This is a genomic window from Paraburkholderia sediminicola, from assembly GCF_046027825.1.
Taxonomy (GTDB): domain Bacteria; phylum Pseudomonadota; class Gammaproteobacteria; order Burkholderiales; family Burkholderiaceae; genus Paraburkholderia; species Paraburkholderia sediminicola_D.
On sequence record NZ_JAQQDU010000083.1, the window covers coordinates 12,963 to 35,025 of the forward strand.

Here is a 22,063-nt window from a genome sequence, read left to right on the forward strand (position 1 = left end):
GCGATCAGGCGATCAAGTGCCTCGAGCCTGCGTACAACAACAACGCGCTACTGCAGGCATCAGTCCCCTTCTCCAATATGCCCGAGCAAAGCCTGCAGCCTCTCCACATGCCTGAGCAGCAAGTGCCGATGCTTTTCGATCTGCTCCAGCCGGCCGGCCAGGTCAGCCTGAATCGGGTCGTCGAGATCGGCAGCGGCAATCACGTCCTCCACTTTCGCTCGCATCGACGCAAGGTCCACCGGCGCATGACTCAAATGCCGCTCGAAACGCCGCACGTCCTGCATGGCCAGATCACGAACTTTGCGGAAGTGGGCCTGACGCCGATGTGCTTCGGCGTCGATCGTTTCTTCTTCCACGCGCTTCGGCGGTGCCTGGCCGAAAATCGGCTCGGGCGGCCGCAGCACCGTCTTCTTGCGCACCGGATGCGCCGTGCCGCGAAACCGCGCTAGCGGCTGTTCATTGTCAATCGCCGCGCGCGCGTTGGCCGGTATGTCCTGCTCCGTATGCGGCGCGTTCATCCAGCCATTCGGCAAGCCCGTCACGGCCTCGATCCCGCGCACGAACTCTTCGCTGAATTCGCGCTGGCCGGACAGCATCAATTTCAGGTAGCTGGCGGAAAAGGTCATCATGCGCGCCAGGCGCGTCGCGGCGCCAATTTCGCGGGTCAGCAGCACCAGGTTCGCTCGCCAGACCGGGAGCAGCAATTCGTCGGAATCTTCCATCGCTGGGTCTTCCATCTTTTTGCCCGATGTATGGATGACGCGCTCGCACACGTCATCGTTCTGAAAGGGTAGTCGCTTCAACGCATGGCACGCAATGCCCGCGCGCATGTTGCGACTGTCGGCGTGTCGAAATGACACGCTACTGCGCGCCGCTGCCTAGGGATAAAACGCCACGAAGCACGGCGTTTTGAGTTGACCCATGCATTCGGTCAGCGTTCCTCCGCTGCGTGCGCGATGTGTGGCATCCTTCCGAACCGTTGCGGCACGCATCGTGCTGTAACGTCTGCACCACCACCATGATTTAAGGATTTTGTAATGAAGAAGATTGTTCTTGCCATCGCAGCAACCGTCGTCGCCCTGAGCGCAATCGCTCCGGCCCAAGCTTACGAGCATCATCACCCCGTATGCCACAAGGTGCGCGTCCACCATCACTGGGAACGTCACTGCCACTGATCGGTGTGCAGCGCCGCACACGGCGCGTATCGAAAAGCCCTGCCACGAGCGGGGCTTTTTTGTGGCCACTCCGCTTCCACGAGGCGTAGGTCAACCTTTCAGCGAAATCTTCAACGCTCTATACGTTCGGCGCGAAAGCCGCAGCATGCAATCACGGACACATGCTGTTACACCTTTGCGGTGTGAGCCGACGCGGCCACGGCCTCGCGGAAGGCGAAGCGCGGTGAGCCGCGTGGAGAAGATGAAATGAGGTGAATACTGGCGATGCCAGCGACGTCAAGCTGCCGCCGCTAAGCTGCCGTGGTCAAACTGCGCTCACGCGCGCCAGCGCCGTCGACACCAGTTCTTCCAGCAAAGGCTCGATTTTCGCAGCCAGCTTTTCGTCATACGCGTACGGCATCTGCTCTTCCATATACGTAATCTGCGATAACTCGAGCTGTACCGCATGCACACCCTGCGCAGGCTGCCCGTACTGCCGCGTGATATACCCGCCTTTGAACCGCCCATTGGCGATAGCAGAATAACCGCCATGCCGTTCGACCACAGCAGCCAGTTCCTCGCCTAATCCCGCCACCGCGCTCACGCCGTTCGACGTGCCGAAATTGAAATCCGGCAAACGTCCCTCGAAAAAACGCGGCACGTGCGAGCGAATCGAATGCGCTTCCCACAGCAGCACCTTGCCGTGCTTCGCCTTCAGCGCGGCGAGTTCGCCCGTCAGTGCGTCGTGATAGGGCTTCCAGTAAGCATCGCGCCGGCGGGCGACTTCGTCGTCGGTCGGCAGATGGCCTTCGAGATATAAAGGTTCCTTGTCGAAGGTATCGACAGGCAGCAAACCGGTGGTGTCCTGCCCCGGATACAGATTGGCGCCATCGGGCGGACGGTTCAGGTCAATCACATAACGCGCGTACGTCGGCGCCAGGATCGACGCGCCCATGCGTTTCGCAAACGCGTAGAGACGGTCGAGGTGCCAGTCGCAGTCGTCGGTGCGCTGCGCGGCTGGCGTCATCGTTGCGGCGATATCGGCGGGGATTTGCGTGCCCAGATGCGGGATCGAAATCAGCAACGGCAGGCTTCCCTGATGCAGCGATAAAACCGGCGGATTAGTTGCAGTAGACGAAGCAGTCATGTCAGTCCGGAATCGATGGGATCGATAAAAGTCGAAGGCTCAGTTTAGTCGGCAATTCACGCGCACATGTCGCTTTCGCCAGTCGCCGTCGCAAGTCACTTGAGCAAATCGGCGAGCGCACCACGATAGTGCGCGTAAGCGCCCTCCTCGTCGCGATGCTGGCGGTTGTCGACGACCTTGTCGCCGCCCGTGTAGACGTCGCGAATCGGCGACTCGCCATGCTCGCAGAATACAACGCCCGAGAGCCAGGCGTCCGGCCCGTGCTCGGCGATGCTCGAATGATCCGGATCGAGTACCAGCCAGTCGGCACGGCGGCCGGCTTGCAAGGCACCGACCGAGCGACCCGTGGCATGCGCGCCGCCGTCGAGCGCGGCAGCAAACAGACGGTCGGCCACGTGCGTGGCCTGCGACGAAGCCAGCACATTGCGCTGCCGGCGTGTCAGGCGCTGGCCGTACTCGAGCAAACGCAATTCCGAGCGCCAGTCGACGCCGATATGGCTATCCGAACCGACGCCGATGCGCCCTTGCGCGTCGAGATATTCGTGCGCCGGAAAAATGCCGTCACCGAGATTGGCTTCAGTGGTCAAACACAAACCGGCGACCGCGCCGCTTTTGGCAAGTGCCAACGTTTCGTTCGCATCGACATGCGTGGCGTGCACGAGGCACCAGCGGCTATCGACGTCGAAGCGATCGAGCAGCCACTGCACCGGGCGTGCGCCTTCCGTTTCGAGGCAGGCGTCGACTTCGGCGGTTTGCTCCGCGATATGGATGTGAACCGGCGCGCTGCTATCGATACCGCTCAGCAAGGCACGCAACGAATCGGCCGATACCGCGCGCAATGAATGCGGCGCGACGCCATAGCGCAACGCAGCGCTCTCAGGACGCGCCGCGCGCACCGTGCCGAGCAGATCGAGCAGGCTCTCCGGCGTGTTGATGAAGCGCTGCTGATCTTTACGCGGCGCGCGTGAACCGAAACCGCTGTACTGATACAGCACGGGCAGCATCGTCATGCCGATACCGCTCGCCGACGCCGCATCCACCACGCGTTGCGCCAGTTCCGCCGGATTCGCATAGCGGCTGCCATCCGGAGAATGGTGCACATAGTGAAATTCGCAGACCGACGTGTAGCCCGCTTTCAACATCTCGATGTACAGCCACTGCGCGACTGCGGCGAGTCCTTCCGGCGTGATCCGCGCGGCAAAGCGGTACATCAGATCGCGCCAGCTCCAGAAGTTATCCGTAGCGTTCGCACGATACTCAGTCAGGCCAGCCATCGCACGTTGAAACGCATGCGAGTGAAGATTCGGCATGCCAGGCAACACCGGGCCGGCAGCTTTTTGCACACCGTCAGGAACAACCGCCGTATCGGGCATAACCGATGTCAGCATGCCGTTGGCGTCCCATTCCAGCAGCACATTGCGGCGCCAGCCGTCGGACAGCCAGGCGTGATCGGCGAATAGTGATTGTTGTGTTTGCATCATCTCTCAGGCCCTAGCTCAAATCACGCCGCGTATAAACCGTCTCTCCGGCGCGCACGACTCGCGCGCACAACGGACGTCCAATCCAGTAAGCCAGCTCAGCAAGCGTTGCCACCGACCACACCGCGAAATCCGCCGCGCGCCCGGCTTCCAGCGAGCCATGTTGATCCGCCTTGCCGAGCGCACGCGCCGCATGCGACGTCACGCCTTGCAGCACTTCGGGCACGGTCATGCGGAACAGCGTGGTCGCCATATTCATCATCAGCAACAGCGAGGTGGTGGGCGAGGTGCCGGGATTGCTGTCGGTGGAAATCGCGATCGGCACCTGATAGCGCCGCAGCAAATCCAAAGGCGGCAATTGCGTCTCGCGGATGAAGTAGTACGCGCCGGGCAGCAGCACGGCGACCGTACCGGACTCCTTCATTGCGGCGACGCCGGCTTCGTCGAGGAATTCGAGGTGATCCGCGGACAGCGCATGGTGACGCGCCGCCAACGAGGTGCCGCCGCCATTCGACAATTGCTCGGCATGCATCTTCACCGGTAGCTTGTAGCGCTCCGCGGCCTGAAACACGCGCTCGCTTTGTTCCAGCGAAAAACCGATGCGCTCGCAAAACACGTCGACAGCGTCGACCAGGCCCTCGTCGGCCAGCGCGGGCAGCATTGTGTTGCAGACTTCGTCGATATACGCATCGGCTCGTCCCGCGAATTCCGGCGGCAAGGCGTGCGCCCCGAGAAACGTCGTATAGACCGACACCGGATAGCGCTCGCCCAACTGGCGCGCGACGCGCAGCATCTTGCGCTCGCTGGCGAGATCGAGGCCATAGCCGGATTTGATTTCGATCGCCGTGACGCCTTCGGCAAGCAGCGGTTCGAGGCGCGCGGCCGATTGGCGGAACAGCGAGTCTTCATCGGCCGCACGGGTAGCGCGCACCGTCGAGACGATGCCACCGCCCTGCCGCGCAATTTCTTCATAACTGACACCCGCGAGCCGCTGCGCGAATTCGTCCGCGCGCTGGCCGCCATACACCAGATGCGTATGGCAATCGACCAGACCCGGCGTCACCCACGCGCCGTGCAAATCTTCGCGCGGCCATGCAGCGTATTGAGCGGGTAATTCAGAAGCCGCGCCGAGCCATGCGATCGTGTCGTTTTCAACGGCAATCGCGGCATCGGGCAGCGTGTGTTCGGGGTCGCCCTGGGGGCAAAGTTTCAGGTGATGCCAGACGGTTTGCTTCATCGCGTGCTCTTTGCAGCTCGTTGCGTGTCTGTGGTGGTTCGCGGCGCGCTTGGCCAGGCTTTATTTGCCAAGCATTAAGCGTGCGCGCGAACCGTCGTCATCATTGCGGTGATCACGTGTAGCGGATGCTGATCGCGAGCAATGCGCCCGTGCCTGTAACCGCGCATGACAGCGCGCGCGGTGTGTCGATGCGCAGTGTGTCGTCGGCTTCAAGCACGTGCGGTTGAACCTCGCCACCGAGCGTGACCGAAACCGAACCGCTGGCGCAGAACAACAGCACCACGTCAGCGGACAACGTGTGTTGCGTAGCACCGCGCCACACTTCAGTTTCGCCGACGGCCGCGCCACGGCGGACCATCAGGTTGAAGTCGCGCGTGGCGCCCTCAACGAGGCGTGCGTCGATTTGCGCTTCGCCCGCAAACTGCGCGATATCGAGCGGCTGAGTCAACGCGAGCGTATTCGTCGTGCTGGTTTCAACCTTCTCGTCGAGCAACATCCCCGCGCCGGACAAAAGCACGAGCGTGCGATCGATGCCCGCGAAACGCGAGAACGGTCCCGCTTGCGCCACGTCGGCAATGCTCACGCGCCACACGAAGGCATCGAGCCCCGCGCCCGCGGGGAACGCGGCGACTTCACGCGTGACGCCGCCGCCGTTCTTCCACGGCGCCGCCACGAGGTCAGCGCCGCGGATGAGCGTCGTGGTTGCCCTATTCTCGACAACCGCCACGATCAGCGGCCCAGCATCGGCAGATTGAGGCCTGCCTCGCGCGCCGTTTCCTGCGCGAGTTCATAGCCCGCATCCGCGTGACGCATCACACCGGTCGCCGGATCGTTGAACAGCACACGGCCGAGGCGCGCCTTCGCCGCATCCGTACCGTCAGCGACGATCACGACACCCGAGTGTTGGCTGAAGCCCATGCCGACACCGCCGCCATGATGCAGCGAGACCCACGACGCGCCGCCGGCGGTGTTCAGCAGTGCGTTGAGCAGCGGCCAGTCGCTGACTGCGTCCGAGCCGTCTTTCATCGATTCGGTTTCGCGATTCGGGCTTGCCACCGAACCGGTATCGAGGTGATCGCGGCCGATCACGATCGGCGCCTTCAGTTCGCCGTTCCTGACCATTTCGTTGAACGCCTGGCCCAGACGATAACGATCCTTCACGCCGACCCAGCAGATCCGCGCCGGCAGGCCCTGGAACGCAATGCGTTCACGCGCCATGTCGAGCCAGTTGTGCAGATGCGGATCGTCGGGGATCAGTTCCTTGACCTTGGCATCGGTCTTGTAGATGTCTTCCGGATCGCCCGACAGCGCGACCCAACGGAACGGGCCCTTGCCTTCGCAGAACAACGGACGGATATACGCCGGCACGAAGCCCGGGAAATCGAAGGCGTTTTCCACGCCCATTTCCAGTGCCATCTGACGAATGTTGTTGCCGTAATCGAGCGTGGCCGCGCCGCGCTCCTGCAGCGTCAGCATCGCCTGCACCTGCTTGGCCATCGACTGCTTGGCGGGCAATATGATGCTGTCCGGCACGGTTTTCTGACGCTCGCGCCAGTCTTCGACATTCCAGCCTTGCGGCAGGTAGCCGTGAATCGGATCGTGCGCGCTGGTCTGGTCGGTCACGCAATCCGGCGTGATGCCACGCGTCACGCATTCAGCGAACACGTCCGCTGCGTTGCCGAGCAGGCCGATCGACACCGGCTTGCCTGCTTTCTTCGCTTCTTCAAGCATGGCGAGCGCTTCGTCGAGCGTTGCCGCTTTCTTGTCGACGTAACGGGTCTTCAGACGGAAGTCGATGCGCGACTCGTCGCATTCCACCGCGATCATCGAGAAGCCGGCCATCGTCGCGGCCAACGGTTGCGCGCCACCCATGCCACCCAGGCCGCCCGTCAGAATCCAGCGGCCCGACGGATCGCCGTTAAAATGCTGGTTCGCCACCGAGAAGAACGTCTCGTAGGTGCCCTGCACGATGCCCTGGCTACCGATGTAAATCCAGCTGCCCGCAGTCATCTGCCCGTACATCATCAGGCCCTTGCGATCGAGTTCGTGGAAGTGTTCCCACGTTGCCCAATGCGGCACCAGATTCGAATTCGCCAGCAGCACGCGCGGTGCGTCCGCATGCGTCTTGAACACGCCGACCGGCTTACCCGATTGAATCAACAGCGTCTCGTCTTCGTTCAGGTCCTTCAGCGAGGTGAGGATCTGATCGAAGCAATCCCAGTTACGCGCGGCACGGCCAATGCCGCCGTACACGACCAGTGCGTGCGGATGCTCAGCGACTTCCGGGTCCAGATTGTTCTGGATCATCCGGTACGCGGCTTCCGCGATCCAGGTTTTGCAGGTCTTTTCCGCGCCGCGCGGTGCGCGGATCGTGCGAGTCGGGTCCAGACGCGGGTCGATGTGTTTCGGGTTGTTCATGGTGGCCCTCGGAATGCTTGAAAATGTTCGGGAGAAGTTCTGGGAAATAAGACTTAAAAAGCGGCGAAATCAGAAATGTCCGGTGAAGCGATAGCGGCTGCCGGGATGCCAGAGATTGGCGACCGAAGCGACCTGGCTCTGCGACCACGTGCGCCGATGCAGCACGAGACACGGTTCCAGTTCATCCATCGTCAGCAGCTCACGCGTATCGGCATCCGCAGCCAATGCTTCGATGCGGTACTCGACGCGCTGCAGCGGCGCAACGCGCACCAGATACTGATTCGGCGTGGTGTTCGTGAAGTCCTGCAACGCGTACTCGGGCGCGACCGCCGGGTTGACCCAGCGTTCTTCGAGTTGCACCGGCTCGTCGTTTTCGAAATGCAGCACGCGTGAATGAAACACCGGACTGCCCGCGCTCACCTGCATTTCTTCGGCAAGCGCTTCGTCGGCAATGCTCGCGCCGATGTGCAGCACCTTCGCCTGATAGCGATGACCGCGTGCGACGATTTCGTCGGAAATGCTGCGGATCGCCACCAGCGTCGATTCGTACTTGGGCCGGGCCACAAAGGTGCCCGAACCCTGCACACGCGTCAGCACCTGCTCCGAGGTCAACTCGCGCAACGCGCGGTTGACCGTCATGCGCGCGACGTTGAATTCGCGCGCGAGCTCGTTTTCGGAGGGTACCTGGTCGCCTTCAGCCCATTCACCCGCATGAATGCGGCCGAGGATGAAGTCCTTGATGCCCTGGTAGGCCGGTGCGTTCATGGGCTTGATTAGCGTGCTTATACGTGTTGTTCGAGCTTACTGTTCGGACGCGAACGAGAACGGGCTCAGCTTCGCGATCGTGCCGTTTTGCACGAGACGCGTGACGGCCTCGATATCCGGTGCGAAGTAGTGATCGAGCTCGTAATGCGCGACGTCCTTGCGCACTGCGTCCATCGCTTTCTGCAGGCTCGGGCTGGTCTTGTACGGCCCGCGCAGATCGACGCCTTGCGCAGCGGCAAGCAACTCGATCGACAGGATGTTCGCGACGTTTTCGGCGATGTCGCCGAGCTTGCGCGCAGCGAACGTCGCCATCGACACGTGATCTTCCTGGTTCGCGGACGTTGGCAGCGAATCCACCGATGCCGGATGCGCAAGCGTCTTGTTCTCGGACGCGAGCGCGGCAGCCGTCACGTGAGCGATCATGAAGCCCGAATTCACGCCACCGTCGCGCACGAGGAACGGCGGCAGACCCGACAGCGTCGCGTCGATCAGGAGCGCGATGCGGCGTTCGGCCAGTGCGCCGATCTCGGAGACAGCGATCGCGAGATTGTCGGCTGCGAACGCGACCGGCTCAGCGTGGAAGTTGCCGCCCGACAGCACTTCTCCCGTGTCCGGGAAAATCAGCGGATTGTCGGAGACAGCGTTCGCTTCGATCAGCAGCACGTCGGCGGCATGACGCATCTGGTCGAGGCACGCGCCCATGACTTGCGGCTGGCAGCGCAGGCTGTACGGGTCCTGCACCTTGTCGCAATCGGCATGCGAAACATTGATCGCCGAACCGGCCAACAGCGAACGGTAAGCAGCGGCTGCGTCGATCTGACCTTGATGGCCGCGTAGTTCGTGAATGCGCGCGTCGAACGGCTTGACCGAACCCATCGCGGCATCCACCGACAACGCGCCTGCCACCAGTGCGGTGCGGTACAGGTCTTCGATGGCGAACATGTTGTAGAGCGCGAGTGCGGTTGAGGCTTGCGTGCCGTTCAGCAGCGCCAGACCTTCCTTCGCTTGCAGCGTGAGCGGCTTGAGGCCGGCCAGCTTAAGACCTTCGGTAGCCGGCATGCGCTCGCCCTTCGCGAGCACGTCGCCGACGCCGAGCAGGGTTGCCGACATATGCGCGAGCGGTGCGAGGTCGCCCGATGCGCCGACCGAACCCTTGACCGGGATCACCGGCAGCACGTCGGCGTTGTACAGCGTGATCAGCGCTTCCATCACTTCGCGGCGGATGCCCGAGTGGCCGCGGCCGAGGCTCGACAGCTTCAGCGCGATCAACAGACGCACGACCGGGCGCGACATCGGCTCGCCCACACCGACTGCGTGCGACAGCACCAGATTGCGCTGCAGCAGTTCGAGCTGGTCATGCGGAATATGCGTGCTGGCGAGGCGCCCGAAACCCGTGTTGATGCCATAGGCCGGTTCGCCCTTCGCGGCGATATCGGCGACGGCTTTGGCACAGGCGTCGATGGCGGCGTGGCTGGCGGGATCGAGTTGCAGCGCGACATGCTCGCGTGCGATCTGGCGCAGTTGCGGGAGGGTCAGGTAGCCGGGCTTCAGAATCATCATGGTGTTGTGTCCTGTCTTGTCTATACAATTCAAGAGGAAGTCTAGCGGCGTCCGCTTGTATATACAACTTGTTTTTGCAGCTTCCGGCCTAGGGGTTTCCATTAGGGCTGGGTGCTTGCGAGGCATGCCTATCGCGTGAACCGGGGTTTTGGGCGGTCTCGCACGCCACACCGCATTCGTTCGTCGCGACAGATAACTTGTATATACACGTTCAAAATGGATGGCGGCAAGCGGACAAAAAGATTCAACACGCCGGCCGTGGACGGCCGGGGGCGGCTGGGTCAGTTGGGGCGGCCAGTGCGCCCATTCCCCTGCGCGCCAGTGCCCCCCCGCCTCGATGCGCCTCTTCAACAGTTATAGGAGAGCACACTGACGACGCAAAAAAGCCCGCGCTCACACGAGCCGCGGGCTTTGCTTAAACGCACTACAGGCGGGGGATTCGCTAGAGCCGCACCCGCGCCGCCATAAAATCCAGGAAGCACTGCACGCGCCCCGCCAGCGACGCGCTCTGGTAATACACCGCACTCACCGGTTGCCGCTCATCCACCAGCACGTTGCCGAGAATCGGCACCAACCGTTCTTCGCGCACGTCGGCCGCGGTCATGAAGTCGGCGAGACAGGCGATGCCCCATCCCGACAACGCCAACTGCCGCAACGTCTCGCCGCTTGATGCGGTGATCGCCGGCTCGATCTTGAGCGGCTCGGATTTACCCTTCGCACCTGCCCGTAGCGGCCAGCGATTCAGATGCTCCGGCGCATTAAAACCAATCAGCCGGTGCGCCAGCAACGCCTCGACGGACTTGGGCTCGCCGTACTCGGCCAGATACGCCGGACTGGCGAGCACCCTCAGCTTGCTGCTGCCTAAAGTACGCGCGTGCAAGGTCGAATCCTGCAATGCGCCGATGCGGATCGCGATATCAACCTTCTGTTCGAGCAGATCGACGATCCGCTCGTTGCTGGTCAACTCCAGACGAATCTCCGGATACAGCGCCGAAAACGCCGTCATATGGGGCGCCACGCAATGAAGCATGAACGGCGACGCCGCATCGACACGCAAGCGCCCCGACGGGCGCTTGCGGCTTCGCGTGACGGATTCCTCGGCGTCTTCCATCGCGTCGAGAATCGCCCGCGCCCGCTGCAAAAACGCCTCGCCCTCTTCGGTGAGTTGCATGCGGCGCGTCGTGCGCCGTACCAGCTCGGTGTCGAGTTTCTTTTCAAGGCGCGTGAGCGCCCGGCTCACGCCCGACACGGTCTGCCCCAATTTCTCCGCCGCCGCGGTGATCGAACCGCTGTCGATCACCGTGACGAACACCAGTAACTCGTCGGTAGAAGTCTTCATTATTGATTTCAAATCAAGATTGATTTGAGACTAACACGCTTTTTGCGAGAATCAAGACGGCGGATACTGCGTGCACGTCATCGTGTTTCCAGTGTTTCCACCCTAGGGAGAACGTCTTGAAGATTTTCATTACAGGCGCAAGCGGCTTTATCGGCGGTTCGATCGCGGCGCACCTCGTGCGCGCCGGCCACCAGGTGCGCGGTTTGATCCGCAACCACGAACACAGCGTTGAGTTGCAACGCCTCGGTATCGAACCCGTCATCGGCACGCTCGACGATCGCGACCTGCTGATCGCCGAAGCACATGCCGCCGACGCAGTCATCAATGCGGCGAGCAGCGACCATGAAGGTGCGGTGAAAGCGCTCATCGACGGCCTCGCCGGTTCCGGCAAGCCGTTTCTGCATACGAGCGGCTCGAGCATCGTCGGCGATGCGTCGGGCGGCGAAGTGGGCTCTGAAGCCGGCGAGGCACGCATCTATCACGAAGACGCCCTCCCCACGCCGACAGCGGATAAAGCGGCACGCGTCGCCATCGATCAACTCGTGCTCAACGCGGTGCAGCAGAACATCCGCTCGGCGGTTCTGTGCAACACGCTGATCTACGGTCACGGCGCCGTGGCGGGCAGCGCAAGCGTGCAGTTGCCGCGGCTCGTGCGTCAGGCGCAGAAGAGCGGTGTCGTGCGGCACGTGGGCAGCGGTGGCAACATCTGGTCGAACGTGCATATCGACGATGTCGCCGAACTCTATCGCCTCGCGCTGGAGAAGACGCCGGCGGGCACCTTCTACTTTGTCGAAAGCGGCGAAGCGTCGTTTCGCGACATGAGCGCTGCGATCGCCCGCGTGATGAAACTCGGCAAGCCGCAAGACTGGCCGCTTGAAGAAGCGCAAAAGGAATGGGGCTACGAAATGGCTTCGTACGGACTCGGTTCGAACAGCCGCGTGCGCGGTGAGCGCGCACGCAAACTGCTCGGCTGGCAGCCCAAACGTAGCTCAGTGATCGACTGGATCGAGCACGACATGATGTCCCCCAAGGGGACTTCTGTCGGGGCGTAACCCGAGGGGGCTTCCTCTGGGCGTCGTCCAGGAGGACGTCCTCCGGGGCGTAATCTGTGTAAGCCCAGGCGTTGCAAATCCGTAAGCTCGACTCGTTAGAATCCGGCTCACGTTATAGCGTGATTCGACGATACGAGTCGCGCGTGAGCCCGGATTTTATCGATGACCTTGGCGCTGAATTTCTACTGGCTGACCAACCTGCTGGCGATTCTTTTCATCGTGGCGTGCCTTTACGATGCACGCTACGACGAGTACGGCACGTTGACGCTGGCAGCCGCCGCGATGAGTCTTATCGTGATGGCGATTGAGGTGTTCCTCAGGCCCGCTTTCGATATGGCGCTTTGAGATTGACGCTGCGCGACGCAGCGTCATTCGTTCTAACTCGCGCTTCACCTCGCCACTAATCGATCATCACCAGCAGAAGCGCGAGCAGCGGCATCAGACCGCGACTTCCGGCGGCGCCTGACGGAAACAGCGTGTGATCCAGCCGAGATAGCACAACCCCAGCACGAACCATATTGCACCGAGCACCAGCGCGGTTTTCTCGAGGCTCACCAGCAGCCAGATATCCGCAACCGCACCGGCCAGCGGAAACAGCAGACCGCCGATCACGCCCATCGAGTTCGCACTGCCCTTCGCGTTAAAGAACTGCCGGATCACACACAGATTGACCGCGGTGAACGCGAGAAACGCGCCGAAATTGATGAACGACGTCGACGTCGCCACATCGAGCTTCAACGCGACGAGACCGATTGCGCCCGCGATCGCGATGTTCAGCGCCGGCGTCTTGAACTTCGGATGCACGAAACCGAAGATGCGCTTGGGCAATACTTCGTCGCGTCCCATCGCGTACAGCAAACGCCCCACGCTTGCCTGCGCCGAGATGCCGGAGGCGAACTGCGCGAGAATCAGGCCAGCCAGAAACACCGTCACGAAGATATCGCCGCCCACTTTGCGCGCGACTTCGAAGGCGGCCGAATCCGGGTCCTTGAACACCGCACCCGGGTGCGCGAGTTGCACCGTGTACGCGGCGATCACGAAGATCGCGCCGCCGATCAGTGCAATCAGCACGATCGCGCGCGGCATGGTCTTTTCAGGTGCGATGGTTTCTTCGGTCAACGTCGACACCGCGTCGAAGCCGAGATACGAATAAGCGGCAATCGCGGCGCCCGCCATCGTCGCCGAGAACGGCACATGCGGCTTGAAGAACGGTTCGGCCGAAATCAGACCGCCGGGGCCGGCCGCCGCAGTCACATAGTGGCAGCACAGCACGACGAACAACGCGACAATCGCGAGTTGCACGACCATCAGCACGATGTTGAAACGGTTGGCGAGTTCAATGCCGAGAATGTTCAGCGCACTCGTCAACACAATGAAGGCGACGATCCAGATCCAGCTCGGAATGTGCGGAAAAGCGGCGCTGAGATACGCGGCGCCGATCAGCCAGATCACCATCGGCAGGAAAAAGTAATCGAGCAAGGTGGCCCAGCCGATCATAAAACCCAGATGCGGATTGAAAGTTTTGCGCGTGTATGTATAGGCGGAACCCGCCACCGGGAACAGCCGCGCCAGCTTGCCGTAGCTGAGTGCGGTGAACGCGATCGCGATGAGAGCAATCAGATACGCAAGCGCGGCGGTATCGTTGCTGGCGCTCGCCAGCACACCGTAGGTGCCATAGACGATTAGCGGCGCCATATAGGCGAGGCCGAACAGCAAGACTGAAGGCAGGCCGAGCGTGCGCTTCAGATGCGCACTTTGGGGCGCGGCAGGTGCGCCCGCGCGCTCGGTGGGGGATGTGGGGGTCATGCGGTGTCTCCTCTTGATAATGGGACGAGCGTCGCCGCGGGCGGCGTTGAACGCGTCCCGGTCGAGCTTTGTCGATCAGACTTGCTGGATGCGCGCAGGTCGCGCCGATGGTTTTTTGCCTGACGTGGTGCGCGAATGCGCGGGTATAGGCTTATTTAGGCTTATATGCGCCTGCACCCGTGCACTTGCGCGCGCACCTTAACGCGCGCGGATCACACGCGCACGTTGCCCGTGCTCGCCGTCCACCGTCGCGAGGTCGAGCGCAATGCGCGCATCGTGCAGATAGCGATAATGTTCACGCGCGCCTTCGAGACGCGCCGGATCGAGCGTGGCGCGCAGGACTGTTTCTTGCTGCCCGGCGTCGCACACCACGTCGCCGAACGGATCGATCAGCGCCGATTCGCCGGGGAACGTAAGGTCGTCGTCACCCGAACCGATGCGATTCACGAGTGCCGCGAACATCTGATTCTCCATGGCGCGCGCCACGATCGCCCGGCGATGCACGGGCCCGAATGGGTTCATATTGCCGTTCGTCACGATCAGCAGGTCAGCGCCCAGCGACGCCACGGCCCGCGCCGTTTCGGGAAATTCGATGTCGTAGCAGATCAGGAGTCCAACGGTCATGCCCTTGAAACTGCACACGTCGTAGCGCTCGCCCGGTTCGAACACGCCGACGTCCGACGCCCACAGATGCGTCTTGCGATAACGCAGCACAATCTCGCCGTGCTCGTCGACCAGCACCGTGGTGTTGAAAAAGCGGTTGCCGTCACGCTCGGCGAGCCCCACTGCTACGGCTACGCGCGCTTCACGCGCTGCATGGCGTACGGCGGTCAGCGACGGCCCGTCGATCGGTTCGGCCGCATCGCCGATGGTGTCCCGTGTCGGAAAGCCCGACAGCGTGGTCTCCGGAAACACGATCAGATCGGTTCCGGCCGCGCGCTGGCTGATGGTTTGCAGTACGCGTTGCACATTTGCACCGCCGACGCCCACCGCGCCATCCACGATTTGGATCTGTGCCAGTTCGAGTTGAAGCATTCTGTCTCCTGTGTCGACCAGAGTTAGTGCTTTAGCACTTACTCTGGTCCCATGCAATCTGCGGTCGACCAGAGTTAGCGCTTCAGCACTTACCCTGATCCCATGCAAAATGGTTGCGGTCCTTGCCGTTCTGCTTCGCGTTAAATAGCGGCTGTTGTCAGACCGCCCGCGTTTCAGGTTGAGCCTATTATTACCAGACATATTTTTGTTCGTAATTACCCAGCAGGGTTACCCTCAACGGAGCACGCATGGAACTCGAATGGCGCGATCTGGCCTTTCATCGTGAGATCGGCGCGGTTATCGAAGCACTCGACAGCGCGCAATTCTGGACCCGCCTCACGCGCGCGCTCGAACGCTATGTCGTGTTCGACAACTGGGTCGCCCTGCGCTTCACGGCAGGCGTGGCGCCGCTTGTCTGCGCCGAATCGCCGATGCCCGACGGCACCGTGGATACGATGTTCCAGGACTATCTCAGCGCGCTTTATCAGCTCGACCCGTTCTATATCGCCGCGACCGGGAAGCCTGCATCGGGCTTCGTCACGCTTGCGGATGTCGCGCCCGACAACTTTACGATGACCGACTACTACCAGCGGTACTTCAGAAAGAACATCGTCGGCGACGAAGTGCATTTCAACTACATGATCGACGCGCGGCACACGCTGGCGTTTTCGCTTGGCGCCACGCAGCGCTATGGCGAGCGCGATCTGTCGGTGCTCGCGCTCTGCGCGCCATGGGTGATCGCGCTGCTGCGGCAGCGCTTGCCGTATGAGACATTCGACGCAGCGGAACCGGCCGCGAGCGACGTGGTGACGGGAACAACAACCGACCTGGGCGCAGCGGCGGACGCACCCGCCTACGCCGCACGCTTCGAGCAGGTGTCGTCGGTGAGCGGCCGCTCGTCACTCACCGCGCGCGAAGTGGAAGTGGCGATGCTGACCTTGAGTGGATTTTCAACGCGCGCCATCGCGGAGAAACTGATGATCTCGTTCGAGACGGTGCGGGCGCACAAGAAGCACATTTATACGAAGCTCAACGTCAACTCGCAGTCGGAGTTGTTCGCGCTGTTTTATGAGGCGGGACGCAAAGGGGCATGACGTCCCGTTGTTTGCCGCAAGCGCGCGCTATCGTCGCGCGCTTGCCCCTGATTTGACACGCTATGAATTGCACGCGGCGCAAGCGCTTTTCGTGTTCTCTTCGTAGCGGTCGTGGTGCTTGAGCCACTCGCCCATATTCTTCTTCTCCTCGCGGCCTTTCGGCGTGACGTCGAGATGCGCGTACGTGCTGAGGAACTGCTCGCCGCCGCGTCCGTAGGTGGAATACGTGTGATAGACGTCGCCGGCTTCGTCCTTGTAGAACACGCTGTGACCGGGGAGCTCGTCGATACCGACATCCTGCTCGGCGAAGTTGTAGAACACCTTCTTGCTGGCGACTTCCTCGGGCGTGAACGACACGTGATAGTCGAAATTGAAATCGCTCTCACTCGACGACACCCACGGAAACTTCCAGCCCATCCGTTTCTTGAACGCCTCAATCTTCGCGAGCGGCCCACGCGAGACCGCCACGTACGATACGTCGTGATGCTCAAGATGCGTCAGGATGCCGTCCATGTGATCCGAAACAAACGAACACCCGAAACAGCCCTCCTCCCAATCCGGGCCCAGCATGAAGTGATAGACGATCAACTGGCTACGGCCGTCGAACAGATCGGCGAGTGTCTTGCGGCCTTGCGGCGTATCGAACAGGTAGGTCTTGTCGACCTTCACCCACGGCAATTCGCGGCGTTTGCGGGCGAGTTCGTCGCCAGCGCGCGTGTACGCTTTCTCTTCGACCAATAGCGCCTTGCTGGCGGCCAGCCATTCTTCCCTCGTACCAATCCGGTGTTGCGGATCCATGTGCGTCTCCTTCTCTGCATCGTGCAGGTTCGATAGAGCAAAATCAGGGCGAATTCAGGTGCACTGAGGTGAACTCAGGCGAAGTAGCGTTCCGGCGAATCGAAGCCACCCCTCCAGCCGGATTGGTGCAGATACCGCATCAAGTAGCGCCCGTCCACGCGCGCACCCAGTTCCGCATGAGTCACCGCGGCATCGCTCGCACACATCCACTTCATGAGTTGCGCCGCTTCCGTAGAGGCGCGGAAGACTTTGGCGGGCGCGGCGTTGATTCGGCGCTGGAGGGTAAGGCTGGGTTTGGTGGACATGGGGTTTCCTCTTCGACGAAAGCGGCAAGACGATCGAGTGATTCGGACCAGAAGCGCTGATAACGGCCAAGCCATTCCATGGCCTCCTCCATCGGCCCGGCGGACAGGCGGCACGCCACCGTCCGGCCGGTTTTGCTGCGCGTGATGAGACCCGCCTCGGACAGCACGTCGAGGTGTTTCATCACCGCGGGCAACGACATCGCAAACGGCTCGGCGAGTTCACTGACCGACAGATCGCTCAGTTCGGAAAGACGCGCGAGCAACGCCCGCCGCGTCGGATCGGACAGCGCGGCAAAGGTGCGATCGAGTACTGCTTCATTAAACTTAACCATGAGGTTAAGTATAGAAACACGCGTAGGGATGTCAAGGACAGGTGCGTGCTTTTCTCAAAGCGCGCAGGAGGAGGCGAAGGGAACGCTACAAAAAAGATACGCGACGCATCGCAGAAAAAACCCTGCAACACGTCGCGTCAAGGTGGAGAACAACCGACTACACGTTCGAGCAAGGCGCCAGATAAAACGCGCCCCGCTCTCGCGTTACAGCAAATCGCGTAAAACGCAATCCGACAGAATCAGATCGCCCAACCGCCAAGATAGAAGCCAACCAGCACGACAGCGATGACAACCGTGCCGACGTTCAGCTTGCGATACTCGCCGCTCACAACGCGGCCGATCACCAGCGTCGCGAAGCCGAGCATGATGCCCGTCACGATGTTCGCGGTCAGCACGATGAACACGGCGCACATCAGACCCGACATCGCGTCGACCATGTCGTCCATGTGCAGCTTGCTCACGTTCGAGAGCATCAGCAGACCGACGTACATCAGCGCCGGGGCCGTTGCATACGAAGGCACGAGGCTGGCCAGCGGCGAGAAGAACATCACCACCAGGAACAGCAGGCCGACCACTGCCGCCGCCATCCCGGTCTTCGCGCCGGCTGCAACGCCGACCGTCGATTCGATGTAGGCAGCCGCCGGTGCACCACCGAGCAGGCCCGAGAAGATCGAACTCAGCGAATCCGCCGTCAACGCACGGCCGCCGTTGATGATGCGACCGTTCTCGTCGAGTTGACCCGCCTGGCCGGCAACGGCGCGAATCGTGCCGGTTGCGTCGAACACGGCGGTCATCACGAGTGCCAGCACGCTAGGCAGAACCGCCATCGACAGCGCGCCCTTGATGTCCATCGCGCCGATCAGCGAAGCATGACCCGGTGCGCTCAGCGAAGGCACGGCGAACACGCCGTGGAACGCCACCGCCGGATCGATCACGAGAGCGATTCCCGAGATTGCGACGATCACGATCAGGATCGAACCCGGCACGCGACGGCGCACCAGACCGAAGATCGCAGCCAGACCCGCCACCGACATGATCGCCGGCAACGCCGTGATATTGCCGAGTGCGACCGGCAGACCAGCGCCCGGATTCTTGACGACCAGACCCACGTCATTCGCGGCGATCAGCAGCAGGAACAGGCCGATGCCGATCCCCGTGCCGTGCGCGATGCCGGTCGGCAGATTGCGCAGAATCCACGAACGCACGCCCGTCACCGAAATCCCGGTGAAGACCAGCCCCATCAGGAACACCGCGCCGAGCGCGACATTCGGATGCAGACCTTTACCGAGCACGAGGCCGAACGCGGTGAACGCGGTCAGCGAAATCGCGCAGCCGATTGCGATCGGCAGACGCGCCCACACACCCATCAGCAGCGAGCCGAAGGCGGTCGTCAGACACACGGCAACAAACACCGCACTCGTGTCAAAGCCCGCTTTGCCGAACATACCCGGCACGACGAACACGGAATAGACCATCGCGAGGAAGGTCGTGATGCCCGCGACAATTTCCGTACGCTGCGAACTGCCGCGTGAAGAGATTTCGAAGTAGCGGTCGAGAAAGCCCTTTCCGTCGAATGATTCGGCGCCGACTTCAGAAATCGGTTGGGCTTGGGGTTCCATCATGATGAGTGCCTCCTTTATCAGCGTGCTGAAACGGCCCGTTTTCCGGCCGCCATCAGGTTCGTCTCGTTGCGTTGATCTAATGTGGTGTGGCAAGGTTTGAACGTCGGCTTGCGATGCGTCCACAACCCGCATGCTCCGTTCTTCTTTTGCTGTCCCGAAATGTAGGGCAACAGGATTATGTCTCCCATCGCATGAATGGCATGCCCGGCATGTCACGATGCTTATATCGTTTAAGGGACGGCAAACCACGGGGTCGCTCCGCGTGTTTACACCTACGGTTTGTCATGAAGTTGTGAGAGGGTTTTGAGGGGTCCGGATTGAGAAAACCCGCAATAAACAGGGGGTAACAACGCTCAACAAACATGCGATGAATGCGCAATGCGGCATGAACCGGACCTCGGCTGCACCTGTCAAAAAGCCTGCAAAACCGGGCCGCCCCGGTGCCACGGGTTACACTCTGGCCCTTACCTGACTTAACTGCGTGACTTGCTGCGGCGCTCCACAGCGCCCGTCCGCACTGGCCCATGGAGTCCCTCTTGATGAGCGGCGGTTTTTCGCGTCCTGCCGGGCGTCTTCTGATTCTTGCTGTGTTCGCTCTGTTCGCGCTGTCTGGTTGCAGCCTGCTGTGGGGCCCGCAGCAGGCGCCGATTGTCGATGCTACGGTCATGCCCGTCGAGCCCGCGAGCGCCCCTGTGGCCGCCACCGCGCCGGAACCCGTCGAGACTGAGGCGGCCGAACCCGAGCAGCCGAAGAAGCCGAAGAAGCCCGTCGTCAAGCCGCGCAAGGTCGAACCTCCGCCGCCGGTCGTCACGCCCGCGCCGCCCCCGCCCGCCCCACCGCCGCTGATCGTGCTGCGCACGATCGAGCGCAGCGAGGCGCGTACGCTGCTCGATAGCGAAGTGCAAAAGCCCGACGGCAAGGTAGTGGGCCGCGCGGTCGACATGATCGCCGATGCGAACGGCAAGCCGCGCGAGATGGTAGTCAATCTGCAAGGCTTCCTCGGCGTCGGCGACCGCAAGGTCAATTTCCCGTGGGGCGCGTTCCGCTTCACGCCGACCGCGAAGGCCGCGCCGATCACGCTCAACGCGACGGCCGCGCCGACGCCTGCGGCAAAGTCCGCTGCCGTGCAATTACCGCTGATCGATGCCGATGTCGAGCGTTCGAACGGCGCCAAGGTCGGCCGCGTGATCGACGTGCTGATCGACGCCAACGCGCAGCCGCAGGCCGTCGTGCTCGACGTCAACGGCATGGTCAGCACCGAGCGGCGCACGATTGCCGCCAACTGGTCGGCGCTGCGTTTCGTCATGAAAGACAAGGAACTGCATCCGCTGATCGATCTGAGCGATGCGCAGATCAACGCGACGCCGCCGTACGCCAGCGGCCAGCCAGTCCGTGCGGTATCGCCGGCGCCGCCTCCCGCTCCGGCCGCTGTATCGCCCGCCGCGCCGGCTACTGTTACCGCGGGCTCCAACGCACGGGCGGCCCGATGATAGGCCGCACTCTGGTTAATGCGCGCAGCTTGCGCGCGCTCGATTGGTTGAATTTTTTCGTCGCAAACGTGCAGACGGGTTTCGGGCCGTTCATTGCCTCGTATCTCGCTTCGCACAAATGGACGCAGGGCGAGATCGGCATGGCGCTGTCGGTCGGCACCATCAGCGCGATGGTGAGCCAGGTCCCGGGCGGCGCTGCCGTCGACGCGTTGCGCAACAAAAAAGGCGCTGCCGCCTGGGCGATTGTCGCGATCATCCTCAGCGCGGTGCTGCTGGCCGCGAGCCCGACTGTGCTGCCCGTGATCGCCGCCGAGGTATTCCACGGCTTTGCCAGTTGCATGCTGACGCCGGCGCTGGCCGCGATTTCGTTTGCGCTGGTGGGGCGCGCGAATCTGGGCGACCGGTTGGGACGCAATGCGCGCTGGGCGTCGATCGGCAGTGCCGTCGCGGCCGGGCTGATGGGTGTATTCGGCGAATACTATTCCCCTCGCGCGGTGTTCTGGCTGACTGCGGCGCTCGCCGTTCCGGCGCTGTTTGCGCTGACGATGATCCAGCGCACCGACACGATTGAGTTGCCGAAAGCCGGGCCGACACCTGAACAGATCGAACGGCGCGAGAGTCTGCGCGAGTTGTTGCGCGACAAGCGCATGCTGCTGTTTGCGGCTTGTATCGTGCTGTTCCACTTGTCGAATGCGGCGATGCTGAACCTTGCTGCTGGCGAAGTAACCGCCGGCATGGGGGACAACGTGCAGCTCGTGATTGCCGCGTGCATTATCGTGCCGCAGGCGATTGTGGCGATGATGTCGCCCTGGGTTGGGCGCTCTGCCGAGCGGTGGGGCCGCAGGCCGATTTTGCTGCTGGGGTTTTCTGCATTGCCGATCCGGGCGTTGTTGTTTGCCGGGATCAGCAGCCCTTATTTGCTGGTGCCGGTGCAGATGCTGGACGGCCTGAGCGCCGCGGTGTTCGGTGTGATGCTGCCGTTGATTGCCGCCGATGTCGCTGGCGGGAAGGGGCGCTATAACCTTTGTATTGGGTTGTTTGGGTTGGCGGCTGGGATTGGGGCGACTTTGAGCACGACTGCTGCTGGGTTTGTGGCGGATCATTTTGGCAATGCGGTGAGTTTCTTTGGACTTGCTGCTGCGGGCGCGTTGGCTGTTTTGCTGGTGTGGGCGGCGATGCCCGAGACAAGGGATTCCGCTGCTGCGGAGGGGGCTGCGCCTGTGGCTGATGGGGGGTCGGCGGTTAGATGAGGGCGGGTTTTGGTTTTGGTTTTGCCTGCGCGGCGCTTTGATTCTGTGTGCCTGCGGCGTGGGCCTTCTCTTGAGCTGGGTTCTTGGCCTTTCCGTGATTTGTTTGCCTGCTCGGCGCTTGTTTTTTGTGTGCCTACGGCGTTGGGCTTTCCTTGAATTCTTAGTGGATTATTAGCGTTGT

The 22,063-nt window shown here is 62.1% G+C and carries 21 protein-coding genes; 6 read left to right on the top strand and 15 right to left on the bottom strand.

Translation table 11 applies throughout. From position 1 onward, the window contains the following. Positions 1–59 precede the first annotated feature (59 nt). The gene (locus tag PQQ96_RS32390; protein ID WP_408300112.1) at positions 60–722 is read right to left on the bottom strand and encodes a hypothetical protein; all 663 of its coding nucleotides are present in this window, start codon (positions 720–722) and stop codon (positions 60–62) included. A gap of 315 nt (positions 723–1,037) precedes the next feature. Here PQQ96_RS32390 and PQQ96_RS32395 point away from each other — a divergent pair, with 315 nt between their 5' ends. Next, entirely contained in the window at positions 1,038–1,175 is a 138-nt protein-coding gene (locus PQQ96_RS32395; RefSeq protein WP_408300114.1) for a hypothetical protein, read from the top strand. Between the two features lie 304 nt (positions 1,176–1,479). Here PQQ96_RS32395 and hutG read toward each other — a convergent pair whose 3' ends face one another. The 8 genes from hutG to PQQ96_RS32435 form a co-directional block, all read right to left on the bottom strand. Next, the gene (gene hutG, locus PQQ96_RS32400) at positions 1,480–2,301 is read right to left on the bottom strand and encodes an N-formylglutamate deformylase (RefSeq protein ID WP_408300116.1); all 822 of its coding nucleotides are present in this window, start codon (positions 2,299–2,301) and stop codon (positions 1,480–1,482) included. Between the two features lie 95 nt (positions 2,302–2,396). Then, complete coding sequence (locus PQQ96_RS32405; RefSeq protein ID WP_408300118.1) at positions 2,397–3,782, bottom strand: formimidoylglutamate deiminase; 1,386 nt, start codon at positions 3,780–3,782, stop codon at positions 2,397–2,399. Positions 3,783–3,792: 10 nt separating this feature from the next. Further along, on the bottom strand, positions 3,793–5,016 hold the full coding sequence (gene hutI, locus PQQ96_RS32410) for an imidazolonepropionase (RefSeq protein WP_408300120.1): 1,224 nt from the start codon (positions 5,014–5,016) through the stop codon (positions 3,793–3,795). A gap of 112 nt (positions 5,017–5,128) precedes the next feature. Continuing rightward, entirely contained in the window at positions 5,129–5,743 is a 615-nt protein-coding gene (locus tag PQQ96_RS32415) for a HutD/Ves family protein (RefSeq protein ID WP_408300122.1), read from the bottom strand. A 2-nt stretch (positions 5,744–5,745) separates the two neighbouring features. Beyond that, positions 5,746–7,434 (bottom strand): urocanate hydratase, encoded by a 1,689-nt coding sequence (gene hutU, locus PQQ96_RS32420; RefSeq protein ID WP_408300123.1) that lies wholly within the window; start codon positions 7,432–7,434, stop codon positions 5,746–5,748. Between the two features lie 69 nt (positions 7,435–7,503). Further along, on the bottom strand, positions 7,504–8,199 hold the full coding sequence (gene hutC, locus PQQ96_RS32425; protein ID WP_408300125.1) for a histidine utilization transcriptional repressor HutC: 696 nt from the start codon (positions 8,197–8,199) through the stop codon (positions 7,504–7,506). A gap of 36 nt (positions 8,200–8,235) precedes the next feature. Then, a complete protein-coding gene (gene hutH / locus PQQ96_RS32430; RefSeq protein ID WP_408300127.1) occupies positions 8,236–9,759 on the bottom strand; it encodes a histidine ammonia-lyase in 1,524 nt (507 codons plus the stop codon). Between the two features lie 442 nt (positions 9,760–10,201). Then, positions 10,202–11,098, bottom strand: a complete 897-nt coding sequence (locus PQQ96_RS32435; RefSeq protein WP_408300129.1) for a LysR substrate-binding domain-containing protein — start codon at positions 11,096–11,098, stop codon at positions 10,202–10,204. A gap of 116 nt (positions 11,099–11,214) precedes the next feature. On the opposite strand from PQQ96_RS32435, the gene PQQ96_RS32440 reads away from it, so the two are divergent. Both PQQ96_RS32440 and PQQ96_RS32445 read left to right on the top strand, forming a co-directional pair. Beyond that, positions 11,215–12,150: an NAD-dependent epimerase/dehydratase family protein gene (locus PQQ96_RS32440; RefSeq protein WP_408300130.1), complete on the top strand. Its 936-nt coding sequence runs from the start codon at positions 11,215–11,217 to the stop codon at positions 12,148–12,150. Between the two features lie 162 nt (positions 12,151–12,312). Then, a complete protein-coding gene (locus PQQ96_RS32445) occupies positions 12,313–12,495 on the top strand; it encodes a hypothetical protein (RefSeq protein ID WP_408300132.1) in 183 nt (60 codons plus the stop codon). Positions 12,496–12,588: 93 nt separating this feature from the next. On the opposite strand, the gene PQQ96_RS32450 is transcribed toward PQQ96_RS32445, so the two are convergent. Together PQQ96_RS32450 and PQQ96_RS32455 are read right to left on the bottom strand one after the other, a co-directional pair. After that, positions 12,589–13,956, bottom strand: coding sequence for an APC family permease (locus tag PQQ96_RS32450; protein WP_408300134.1), 1,368 nt, complete (start codon positions 13,954–13,956; stop codon positions 12,589–12,591). A 198-nt stretch (positions 13,957–14,154) separates the two neighbouring features. After that, positions 14,155–14,991 carry a carbon-nitrogen hydrolase family protein gene (locus PQQ96_RS32455; RefSeq protein ID WP_408300136.1) on the bottom strand — a complete coding sequence of 279 codons (837 nt, stop codon included), beginning with the start codon at positions 14,989–14,991 and terminating at the stop codon, positions 14,155–14,157. A 248-nt stretch (positions 14,992–15,239) separates the two neighbouring features. On the opposite strand from PQQ96_RS32455, the gene PQQ96_RS32460 reads away from it, so the two are divergent. Continuing rightward, a complete protein-coding gene (locus PQQ96_RS32460) occupies positions 15,240–16,085 on the top strand; it encodes a helix-turn-helix transcriptional regulator (RefSeq protein ID WP_408300138.1) in 846 nt (281 codons plus the stop codon). 60 nt (positions 16,086–16,145) lie between these two features. On the opposite strand, the gene PQQ96_RS32465 is transcribed toward PQQ96_RS32460, so the two are convergent. The 4 genes from PQQ96_RS32465 to PQQ96_RS32480 all read right to left on the bottom strand — a co-directional run bounded on the left by PQQ96_RS32465 (position 16,146) and on the right by PQQ96_RS32480 (position 19,142). Beyond that, positions 16,146–16,883: a DUF899 domain-containing protein gene (locus tag PQQ96_RS32465; protein WP_408300140.1), complete on the bottom strand. Its 738-nt coding sequence runs from the start codon at positions 16,881–16,883 to the stop codon at positions 16,146–16,148. 74 nt (positions 16,884–16,957) lie between these two features. Next, a complete protein-coding gene (locus PQQ96_RS32470; RefSeq protein WP_408300142.1) occupies positions 16,958–17,098 on the bottom strand; it encodes a hypothetical protein in 141 nt (46 codons plus the stop codon). Next, positions 17,095–17,520 (bottom strand): ArsR/SmtB family transcription factor, encoded by a 426-nt coding sequence (locus PQQ96_RS32475; protein WP_408300143.1) that lies wholly within the window; start codon positions 17,518–17,520, stop codon positions 17,095–17,097. The genes PQQ96_RS32470 and PQQ96_RS32475 overlap by 4 nt, the downstream gene beginning before the upstream one ends. A gap of 239 nt (positions 17,521–17,759) precedes the next feature. Continuing rightward, on the bottom strand, positions 17,760–19,142 hold the full coding sequence (locus PQQ96_RS32480; RefSeq protein ID WP_408300145.1) for an NCS2 family permease: 1,383 nt from the start codon (positions 19,140–19,142) through the stop codon (positions 17,760–17,762). A 539-nt stretch (positions 19,143–19,681) separates the two neighbouring features. Here PQQ96_RS32480 and PQQ96_RS32485 point away from each other — a divergent pair. Both PQQ96_RS32485 and PQQ96_RS32490 read left to right on the top strand, forming a co-directional pair. Beyond that, complete coding sequence (locus PQQ96_RS32485; RefSeq protein WP_408300147.1) at positions 19,682–20,632, top strand: PRC-barrel domain-containing protein; 951 nt, start codon at positions 19,682–19,684, stop codon at positions 20,630–20,632. Further along, a complete protein-coding gene (locus PQQ96_RS32490; RefSeq protein ID WP_408300149.1) occupies positions 20,629–21,882 on the top strand; it encodes an MFS transporter in 1,254 nt (417 codons plus the stop codon). Before PQQ96_RS32485 ends, PQQ96_RS32490 begins: the two co-directional genes overlap by 4 nt. Positions 21,883–22,063: the final 181 nt, after the last annotated feature.